The following is a 10,512-nucleotide window of genomic DNA, read 5'->3' as shown; positions in this document are numbered from 1 at the left end:
CGGATAAGCCCGGCGAAGGCCTGCCGTAAGGTTTGCCAACGCCAACGTTCCATTAGCACGATCTCAGGTGGCCAAGCCCGCCTTCATCGCGCGGCGCGCGGCCCGGCGCTGGCGTCGCGCTTCCTTGCGAACCAGTCGGTCATGATTCCACAGGTAGATCGCCGGCGTGCTGAGCAGGGTCAGCAGCTGCGATACCAGCAGGCCGCCGACGATGGCGATACCCAAGGGCTGGCGCATCTCCGAACCCATGCCGAAGCCGATCGCCAACGGCAGTGCGGCACCCATTGCGACCAGGGTCGTCATGGTGATTGGGCGAAAACGCACGATGGCCGCTTCGCGAATGGCCTCGGCAGCGGATAGTCCGCGTTCGCGCTGTGCAACCAGGGCAAAGTCGACCATCAGGATGGCGTTTTTCTTGACGATACCGATCAACATCAAGATCGCAATGATCGCCATCAGCGACAACGGAGTCTGGGTGATCAGCATGGCCAGGAATGCACCCACGCCGGCCGCGGGCAAGGTCGACAGAATGGTCAGCGGATGGCCGAGACTTTCGTAAAGAATCCCGAGCACGATGTACATCGCCAGGATCGAACCGATCAACAGCAGTTGCACGTTGGACTGGCTTTCCTGCAAGCGCTGGTTATCGCCGCTATAGCCCAATTGCACACCGGCAGGCAGGTGGGCGTTCTGCACCGCCTGCTCGATCAGTTTCATGGCCTGGTCTTGGGGGACGCCGGGGACCAGATTGTAGAAAATTTGCGCGGCCTCCAGCTGGTCGGTATGAATGACCAGCGACGGCGCGATATTCGATTCGATATGCGCAATCGCCGACAGCGGCACCATCTGGCCCTGTGGCGTACGCACATAGGTGTTCAGCAGGGTATTGGGGCTTAGCGAGTGCTCGCCCGATGAGGTGAGCACCACCCAGTACTGATTGATATCCGAATAAATGATCGAGACCTGATTCTGACCAAAGGCGTTGTACAGCGCCGAGTCGACCATGCCCATGCCGATTTTCAAGCGGCCGGCAGCGGCGCGATCCACCTTCAACATTTGCTGTTTGCCAATGTTGTCGTAGTCGCTGCTGACCTCGCGAAACTCCTTCATGCCGCGCATCAGCTTGGTGACCTTGAACACCCAGGGCTGCAGGTCGATATTGTTGCTGCTGATCAATTGAAAATTCGGGCCGCCATTATCCCCGCCGTTGAGAAAGCTCATGGCGTTCAGCGATACCCGCAGTTCCGGCAACACCTCATAGGCTTTGGCCAGCCGGGTGATGACTTGCTTGATGTGATCCTGGCGTTCGCCGGGGCCACGGCCCATCGGCTTGAGATCGACAAACATAGTCGCTTGACTACCGACATTGCCGCCAGCGTTGTCACTGCCGAGAAAGGTAGTGACATCCAGCACGGCGGGGTCTGCCTGCATGATTTTGGCCGCGCGCTGCGCGCGTTCGGCCATCAATGTCGGTGAGATATTGGCGTCGGCGGTGATGTTGGCCTGGATCATGCCGATGTCTTCGTCAGGCATGAAATTGGCGCCGGCCGTTTGGGTTACCGCAATCGCCAGGCCGATCGTACCGATCAGCAACAGCAGGGGCTGCCAACGCATCAAGCGGCGGTGATGCATGGCCCAATCGAGCGCTCGCTCATACAGGCCTTGCAGCCAGCGATCGAAACGTTCCAGCGCGCGCTCCATGCGTCCGGGCTGGTGCGCGCCCGGCGGTTCGAGCTTGAGGAAATAACCGCACAATGCCGGGGTCAGCGTCAGCGAAATCAGCGCCGAAATCACCACCGCGGCCGCCAGTGTCACCGAGAACTCGCGCAACAGCATGACGAGAATATTGTTGCCGAGCAGCAAGGGCGCGAACACCGCGATCAGCGATAACGTAATCGACACCACGGTAAAGCCGATCTCGCGGACGCCGTCCAGTGCGGCAGTCAAAGGCGGTTGACCATGCTCCAGATGGCGCACGATGTTCTCGATCACCACGATCGCATCGTCCACCACAAAGCCGATACACAACACCAAGGCCACCAGCGACAAGGTATTAAGCGTGTAGCCCAGCCCCCACATCACGACGAAAGCGCCGGCCAGCGACAACGGCACGCTGAGCATGGCGATCAGGGTCGGCCGCAACCGGCGCAGAAACACCAGCATCACCAAGGCCACCATGGCCACGCTGATCAGCAGCGCGATCTGCACTTCGCGCAGCGCCGACTTGGTGGTCTGGGTGAGATCGAAGATCGGCGTGATTTTCAGGTCGGCCGGCAGCCATGCATTGGCCTCGGGCCGCCGGGTGACGCGCAGGCTGACCGAGCGGGTGTCATTGAACCAGGCGGCCTGATATTCATCCTGCTGTCCGCTGGTTACCGTCGCGACATCGGCGAGCCGGATCGAATTGCCGTTACGGGTGCCGATAACCAGCTGCGCGAATTCTTCAGGAGTCTGCAACGCGTCGTTGGCAGTAACCGTCATCTGGTTGCGGCCATCGCTCAAGGTGCCCTGCGGCGAGGTCACATTGGCCGCGGTCAGTGCATTACTTACATCGTTGGCGGTAAGCCCCATGTTTGCCAGCGCATTGTTATTCAACTGCACCCGCACCGCCTTAGGGCGGCCGCCGATCACGCGCACCTGGGCCACGCCGGGGATTTGCGAAATCGCCGGTTTGGCGAGCGTGTCTGCCAGATCGAACAGGCGGTCTGGTGGCAAGCTGTCGGAGGTGAGCGCAAGCAGCAATACCGGCATTTGCGCGGTATCGAATTTAAAGTAACGCGGCTGCACCGTCATGCTTGACGGCAGATCCCGAGCCGATGCGTTGATCGCCGCCTGCACATCACGGGCCAGTTTGTCGGTCGATTTGCCAAAGTTGAACAACAGGCGGATCGAGGTCGAGCCGTCGTTGCTTTCCGAATGCATTTCTTTCAGGCCGGGGATGCGCCCCAAGTGGCGCTCCAGCGGTGCGGCCACCGTCGAGGCCATGGTTTGCGCAGTCGCCCCAGGAACCTCCGCATACACCGCCATGCCCGGAAACTTCAGTTCCGGCAGCGCGGACACGCCTAATAACAGATAGGCGCAAATACCGGCCAAGGTCAGTCCGATGGCCATCAAGGATGTACCCACCGGACGGCGGATCATCGGCGCGAAAAAATTCATGGTCGCGGCATCCAGGCAGATTCGCGCGGCCATCGACGACAGCACGTCAAAGGCATGGGAACAGAATGGGCGCGGGGCTTAATCATGTTCGCTTTATGCCTGCGCAAACCCGTACTGAGTAGTGCCGGTAGTACCCCCTACTTCCAGAGTGTGTTGGCGATCTCCGGCGGCTCGCGTTGAGTGGCGTTGGCGGCCAGATAAGTGCGCAGTCCAGACGAGGCGCTGTCTGCTCAGGCCGCGTCAGGGCGCAGGGGGCGCCGACACGGCTTAACCGTGACCGCCTGTTTGTCCGCATGACCGGCTCACCTCTGCTGCCCTGGCCTTTTGATGCTTGAGGTGCCGGCCTTAGCGATAGCCGTCCGCCAGCGACGGGCTGGGTTACCGACGGCGTCCAGGCAGCGCGCAAAGCTGCGAAAGCCTAGCGTAAGAAAATACTATCATTAAGCAGGTGTTTAGCTATACGGCTTGATTCCAAAACCCCAAGCTCGTCACGGCTTCATCATCAATGCTATGAATTTATTGAACTTTAAATTCAATATCGCGATTGGTATCGGCGAACTTTGTGGCCACGCTCATTCGACGCCAGGCGTAAGTTTTTATGTTGACGCATCCTTCTTGCGGCCCCTAAGGTCGGTTAGCGATTCGTGAAAAATTACGAAAGTGGTCGAGGCATGGAGGGATGCTTCGGTGGTTTACCCGCTGCAGGCAGCAGCCACGAACGTCGTAGCCCGCGCTTCGCGATTGGGCGCCATTGCGCTCATCACATTGAACCGTTTTGGGGAGAACCATCGAATGTCATTACTTCAGAAGTGTGCGCGAGTCCCGTTGTGGCGCCACAGCGCGCTCGCCACCGCATTAAGTTTGAGCTTCGCCGGTGCCGCCATGGCACAGTCCAATGCCTCCGGCGCCATCTTCGGCCGCGCCGCTGAACCCGGCACCAATGTCAAGATTCAAAACCTCGATACCGGCTTCAGCCGTGATATCGCCGTCGAGGCCGATGGCCGCTACCGCGCGGGCTCTTTGCCGGTCGGCCGCTATAAAGTCACCTTGCAGAAAAACGGTCAGGCGATCGAGACGCGCGACAACGTCAGCGTCAACGTAGGTTCGGGTGTCGATGTCTCGTTTACCGCAACCGCCGCCGCGGGTCAGGCCAAGAATCTGGAAAGCATCCAGGTCACCGGCAATGCCTTGCCGGCGATCGATGTATCCGCCGTCGACTCGCGCACGGTGCTGACTTCGGAGCAATTGCAAAAGCTGCCGTTGGCTCGCAATGTCACCGCCGCCGCCTTGCTGGCGCCGGGGGTGATCTCCGGTGACTCGCGTTACGGCAACGTGGCATCGTTCGGCGGCTCGTCGGCCTCCGAGAACCAGTACTACATCAATGGCTATGCGGTCACCAATGCCTTGACCGGCCTGGGCTTTACCAGCCTGCCTTTTGACGCCATCGACCAACAGCAGATTTACACCGGCGGCTATGGCGCCGAATACGGCCGCTCTACCGGTGGCGTGATCAGCGTGGTGACCAAGCGCGGCGGCAATCAATGGAAGGGCGGCCTCGGCGCTTATGTGATCCCGCAGTATCTGCGCGATTCGCCGCGCAGCATTTATCGCACTGACGGCACCCTGTATCAGGCGCGTGGCGACAACAAAAGCTCGTCCACTCAGTACACCGGCTATATCAGCGGCCCGTTGATCAAAGACAAGTTGTTCTTCTATGCGGCCGGCGATTTCACCGGTACCAGCGGCAAGACGGTCGGGCCGATCACCACGCCACAGCAAGCGAACTACAACAGCAAAGCGACCAAGTGGTTGACCAAGATCGACTGGAACATCAGCGACAACCACATCCTCGAACTCACCGGCCTGTCCGACAAGACCAATATCGATACCCAGGTCTATAAGTACGACTACAAAAGCATGCGGGCGACCGATTATCTGGGCTCGGACAAGACCAAGAACTTCGATTCCGGCCCTGGCTCTTCACCCGGCGGCGATGTCTATATAGGCAAGTACACCGGCTATATCACCGACAGCCTGACCGTCAACGCGTTGTACGGCACCAGCAAGACCAAGCATGTGCGCAACTTGAGCTACGCCTCGAATCCGAACTGTCCGTGGATTCTGGACGCGCGTCGCGGCGCACCCGAGACCATCGTCGGCTGCGGCCTGGTCAATGGCACCGTGCTCGGTAAGGGCGCGCAAGACAAGACCAGCGGCTGGCGCCTGGATGTGGAATACAAGCTTGGTTCGCATAATTTGCGCGCCGGCCTGGATACGCAGACGTTGCAATCCACCGCGGGCAATGAATACGAAGGCGGTTATCGCTGGGTCTATCGCAATGCGGGTGCGGTGCCGGGCCGCGAGGATATCGTCCCGCCTCCCGGCACCGAATACGTGGCCGAAAAACGCCTGTTCAAGACCGGCGCCACGGTCAAGGTAGTGCAAGACGCGCAGTTCATCGAAGATCATTGGCAGGTGTCCGATCGCTGGATGGCCTACCTCGGCCTGCGCAATGAGCAATTCAAGAACCTCAATGGCGCCGGGCAGGTTTACGTCAAACAGCGCCATCAGTTGGCACCGCGGCTAGGCCTTACCTGGGACGTCTTTGGCGACTCCAGCTTCAAGGTCTACGCCAATGCCGGTCGCTACCATCTGGCCGTACCGTCCAACGTCGCTATTCGTGCCGCGTCCGCGTCCAACTACTACAGCGAGTACTACGCCTATAACGGTGTGGGCACCAATGGCGAACCGCTGAACCTGCAGCAGCTCGGCAAGCGGTTCTACTTGAATGGCGAGGACGGCACCACACCCGATACACGTACGGTGGCCGCGCAAAACATGAAGGCCTACTACCAGGACGAATACATTCTTGGTTTCGACAAGACCCTCGGCAACAACTGGAGCTTCGGCGCCAAGGCGACCTTGCGTAAGTTGAAAAGCTCGATCGACGATTTCTGCGACGCCCGTCCGTTTCAGAAATACGCCAGGCGCAACAACATCGACATCAGCAACGCGCGCCTCGCCGGCTGCTATCTGTTCAATCCGGGCCAGTCCAACGAATTCCTGGTCGATATCAATGGCCAGGGCAACTACGTGCCGTTCAAGCTGACCAAGGACGATTTCACCACGCCACCGCCCGGGAATGTTGCCTTCCCGGACCTCAAGCGCAAGTACTACGCCTTGAATCTATACCTGGAACACCAGTTCGATCAGCGCTGGTACGGCCGCGTGGATTACACCTTCTCGCGCAGCTACGGCAATTCGGAAGGCCAGCTGAAATCGGATATCGGCCAGCTCGATCCGTCGGTGACCCAGGATTGGGACGCGCCCGAAATCATGCAGTACACCAACGGCCCGCTGCCTAACGACCGTACCCACCAGCTAAAAGCCTATGGTTATTTCCAGGCCACGCAGGAGTGGTTGTTCGGCGCGAATCTGTCGGTCGCCTCGGGTCGCCCGAAGAACTGCATCGGTCTGGATCCGGTCGATTCGATCGGCTACGGCGCTTCGTATTTCGAGTGCAATTTCAAACCCAGCCCGCGTGGCTCCAAAGGCCGGTTGCCGTGGACCTGGTCGCTCGACATGAACGCCGAGTACCGCCCGCGCTGGGCCGGCAGCGATCAGCCCTTGGCCTTCACCTTCAACGTATTCAATCTGTTCTCGAAAAAACAGGTATTGAGCGTGATCGAAGTCGGCGAAAACGCCACGGTCGATCGGACCACCCATCTACCCACGCGCAATATCGAGTACTTGCGCCCGTTGGCCTTCCAGACCCCGCGCTACTTCCAGCTCGGGGCACGTTACGACTTCTCGCTGTAACGTCAGCCAAGTTGTTGGGAGCCTAGGCGCTGCAATGACTGAGCGTTTTCCCAAAAGATCGCCGCGGACTGCGGCGATCTTTTTTTGCAAGCCCGATCAGTCAGTCTGCAATTCCGCGACAAAGTCATAGATGTCGCCGCGATACCAGGAGCTGGTGAATTCCACGACGCGGCCATCGTCGAGAAAACCACGTCGTTCGATATTCAGGCCGGCGCTGCCGGTGGCGACGTGCAGCAGGCGCGCTTGTTGTGCGCCCAGCGAGACGGCGCGCAAACGTTGTAAGGCGCGGCGTGGGCGGCAGCCGAATTTTTCCAGCGCTTCGTAAAGCGAGTCGTGCACCAGCATCGGGTCGGGCAAGACGCTGGCGGGTACCACGCTGCGCTCGATCGCCAATGGCTCGTCTTCGGCATAGCGAACGCGATGCAGGCGCACCACCAACGACCCCGGTGAAAGGTTCAGCGCCATCGACTCTTCCGGCGTGACCTCGCCAATGCCGCGTTCGGAAAACTCGGAGCGTGGATGCAGGCCGCGCGCGCGCAAGTCTTCGGTAAAGCTGGTGAGCCGCGACATCGGCTTGACGATGCGCTCGGCGACAAAGGTGCCGGCACCGTGGCGTTGCGTCAGCAGCCCTTCCTCGACCAGGCCGGCAATGGCCTTGCGAATGGTGACCCGTGACAGATTGAGCACACGCGACAGATCGCGCTCGCTGGGCAAGGTTTGTCCCGGTTCTATATCGCGATGTTCGATGACATTACGAATCGCCCGCCGCAGCCGCAGATAGGCAAGTGGTTGATGTATCGCCGAATCATCACAGAGGCGGCGGTATTCATTGGCCAGGGCGGTTTCCATGGCATGAAAGATACCAATGACCATACCAGTAGAGCAACTAGGGCATAGTTATGCGGCTGAGCGCGGATACCAGCTGGCTCCTCGCGCCGCATCTCAAAGCCATCCGAGCGCATACGTATGCATGGCGCGATAGACGCTGGCGTGATCTGGTATTTCACTGGTACGATCCAAGCCGATCCGGCACGGCATCCCGGCCGCTGCCCAGCATCGCATCGAGGACATCGAAGTGACGGCTTCCCAGGCTCAGGTCGAAGCGTTCGACCTGGTGATTTTTGGCGGTACTGGCGACCTCGCCATCCGCAAGTTGCTCCCTGCTCTATTCCACCGTTTTGTCGACGGCCAGATCCCCACCGGTAGCCGCATCGTCGGTATCGCCCGCGAAACGCTGGACGATGACGGTTACCGCGCCAGCCTGCGCAGCGCATTGCATGACGCCGGTGGTACCAAGGCGAAGATCGACGCGTTCCTGAAACAGGTCAGTTATCGCCCGCTGGATGCCCGCAAGGACGAAGGTTGGGACGCGTTTGTCGCGCTGATCGGCGAACAGCCCGAGCATGTGAGGGTGTTTTATCTCTCCACCTCGCCGGAATTGTTTGTCGACATCTGTTCCCGCCTTGGCCATCACGGACTCAATCGCGGCAAGTCGCGCGTGGTGCTGGAGAAGCCGATCGGCCGTGACCTGGCCAGCGCCAATCAGATCAACGATGCAGTCGGCCGCGTCTTCGCCGAATCGCAAACCTTCCGCATCGATCATTACCTAGGCAAAGAAACGGTACAGAACCTGTTGGCGCTGCGCTTTGGCAATGCCTTGTTCGAGCCGCTGTGGAACGCCGAGCACATCGATCATGTGCAGATCACCGTGGCCGAAACCCTCGGCGTAGGCCGCCGTGGCGCCTACTACGATCGCGCCGGTGCGCTGCGCGACATGTTGCAGAATCACATGTTGCAGCTGCTGTGCATGGTGGCGATGGAGCCGCCCTCATCGCTGGCGCCCGATGCGGTGCGCGATGAAAAACTCAAAGTGCTGCGTTCACTGAAAGCCATCGACGAAAGCAACGCGGCGCAAGTCACCGTGCGCGGTCAATATCGTGCCGGCGCCAGCGAAGGCCAAAGCGTGCCGGGCTATCTCGATGAGCTAGAGGGCGGCAAGTCTAATACCGAGACTTTTGTCGCACTCAAGGCAGAGATCCAGAACTGGCGCTGGGCCGGCGTGCCGTTCTACCTGCGCACGGGTAAGCGGCTGCCGTCGCGGCTGTCGGAAATTGTCGTGGTGTTCAAGCCCGTGCCGCATTCGATCTTCGGCACTTCGGCGGGTCCGTTGGCGCAAAACCGGCTGGTCTTGCGGCTGCAGCCGGACGAAGGCGTGAAGCTATGGCTGACCATCAAGCACCCCGGCCCCGGCGGCTTGCGTTTGCGCCACGTGCCGCTGGACATGAGCTTTGCCCAGGCCTTTGGCGTGCAGCAGCCTGACGCCTATGAGCGTTTGCTGCTCGACGTCGTGCGTGGCAACCCCACCTTGTTCATGCGTCGCGACGAAGTGGAAGCGGCATGGCGTTGGGCCGATCCGATCCTGGCGGCGTGGTCGGCCAGCGGCGAAGCGCCGCGGCCGTATACCGCCGGTAGTTGGGGGCCGAGCGCGGCCGTGGCGCTGATCGAGCGCGATGGCCGCACCTGGAGCGAAGACGGCGAGTAGTCGGGTTTTGGCAAGCACGATTCTTTTGCGCACTAAAGCGGTCGAGTCCCTCATGCTAAATGTCACCACGCACAGCTTCACCGATGCTGAGGCCTTGGCCCAGGCACTGGCGCAACGTATCGCCGAGCAATTGCGCGAAGGCATTGCCGAGCGTGGCAGCGCGTTGCTGGCGCTATCCGGCGGCAGCACGCCGAAACATGTTTTCGCGCACTTGTCGCGGCAGCATTTGGATTGGTCAAAAGTACAGGTCACCCTGGTCGACGAACGCTGGGTGCCCGAGACCAATGAGCGCTCGAATGCCGGCATGGTCAAATCGCTGTTGCTGCAACACGAGGCCTCAGCGGCGCAGTTCGTGCCGCTGTATGCCGATAGCGCCACCCCGGAATCCGGGCTGGCTATCGTCAAGGCTCGTATCGCCGCGCTGCAACTGCCGTTCGATGCGGTGATTCTCGGCATGGGCAATGACGGCCATACCGCTTCGTTCTTTCCGGGCGGCGATCGGCTCGATGAGGCCCTGGATCTACAGAGCAATGTGCGCGTGCTGCCCATGCGCGCCGAGGGCGCAGGCGAGCCACGCATTACCTTCACGCTGGCTGCGCTACTACAAACCCGCGCGCTGTACTTGCATATCGAAGGCGACATCAAACGCGACCTGCTTGCCGATGCCCGGTCGGGTATCGGACCGGCGCTTAACTATCCGGTACGCGCGGTATTGACGCAAAAGCTGGTACCGGTATCGGTTTATTGGTGTCGTTGAGTCGCGTATGTATTTGCCTTCGTCTGTTGCCTGCGCTTAGCCGCACGGGCGTCTGTTTTGGAGTTCGATCATGAGTACGCTGCACCCTGTCGTCGCCGAAGTCACCGAGCGCCTGCGCGAACGCAGCCGCGCGACGCGCGCGGCCTACCTCAGCCGGATCGAGGCAGCCGAGGGTCCGGGCACCCATCGCGAGCGACTGTCCTGCGGCAACCTCGCGCACGGCTTTGCCGCATGC

The 10,512-nt window shown here is 60.4% G+C and carries 5 protein-coding genes and 1 pseudogene; 4 read left to right on the top strand and 2 right to left on the bottom strand.

Annotated elements, in window-relative coordinates; genetic code table 11:
* Positions 1-63: 63 nt before the first annotated feature.
* The gene (locus tag OUZ52_RS06310) at positions 64-3,159 is read right to left on the bottom strand and encodes an efflux RND transporter permease subunit (RefSeq protein ID WP_266157525.1); all 3,096 of its coding nucleotides are present in this window, start codon (positions 3,157-3,159) and stop codon (positions 64-66) included.
* Between the two features lie 792 nt (positions 3,160-3,951).
* Here OUZ52_RS06310 and OUZ52_RS06305 point away from each other — a divergent pair.
* Complete coding sequence (locus tag OUZ52_RS06305; RefSeq protein ID WP_266157524.1) at positions 3,952-6,978, top strand: TonB-dependent receptor; 3,027 nt, start codon at positions 3,952-3,954, stop codon at positions 6,976-6,978.
* Positions 6,979-7,074: 96 nt separating this feature from the next.
* On the opposite strand, the gene OUZ52_RS06300 is transcribed toward OUZ52_RS06305, so the two are convergent.
* The gene (locus OUZ52_RS06300) at positions 7,075-7,827 is read right to left on the bottom strand and encodes a GntR family transcriptional regulator (protein WP_266157564.1); all 753 of its coding nucleotides are present in this window, start codon (positions 7,825-7,827) and stop codon (positions 7,075-7,077) included.
* Positions 7,828-8,053: 226 nt separating this feature from the next.
* On the opposite strand from OUZ52_RS06300, the gene zwf reads away from it, so the two are divergent.
* From zwf to OUZ52_RS06285, 3 genes and pseudogenes are all read left to right on the top strand, one after another.
* Positions 8,054-9,520 carry a glucose-6-phosphate dehydrogenase gene (gene zwf / locus OUZ52_RS06295; protein WP_266157522.1) on the top strand — a complete coding sequence of 489 codons (1,467 nt, stop codon included), beginning with the start codon at positions 8,054-8,056 and terminating at the stop codon, positions 9,518-9,520.
* A gap of 52 nt (positions 9,521-9,572) precedes the next feature.
* Positions 9,573-10,277, top strand: a complete 705-nt coding sequence (pgl, locus tag OUZ52_RS06290) for a 6-phosphogluconolactonase (RefSeq protein WP_266157521.1) — start codon at positions 9,573-9,575, stop codon at positions 10,275-10,277.
* A 70-nt stretch (positions 10,278-10,347) separates the two neighbouring features.
* Positions 10,348-10,512: pseudogene (locus tag OUZ52_RS06285) on the top strand (dihydroxy-acid dehydratase); the annotation flags it as partial.

The sequence above is a fragment of the Dyella silvatica genome, assembly GCF_026283955.1.
GTDB lineage: Bacteria > Pseudomonadota > Gammaproteobacteria > Xanthomonadales > Rhodanobacteraceae > Dyella_C > Dyella_C silvatica.
The sequence above is the reverse complement of the archived record's forward strand: the minus strand, read 5'-3'. Positions and strand labels throughout refer to the sequence as shown.

Coding starts and splice junctions, on each gene's coding strand:
- OUZ52_RS06310 (WP_266157525.1), bottom strand. CDS start 3,159: ATGAATTTTTTCGCGCCGATGATCCGCCGTCCGGTGGGTACATCCTTG.
- OUZ52_RS06305 (WP_266157524.1), top strand. CDS start 3,952: ATGTCATTACTTCAGAAGTGTGCGCGAGTCCCGTTGTGGCGCCACAGC.
- OUZ52_RS06300 (WP_266157564.1), bottom strand. CDS start 7,827: ATGGAAACCGCCCTGGCCAATGAATACCGCCGCCTCTGTGATGATTCG.
- pgl (WP_266157521.1), top strand. CDS start 9,573: ATGCTAAATGTCACCACGCACAGCTTCACCGATGCTGAGGCCTTGGCC.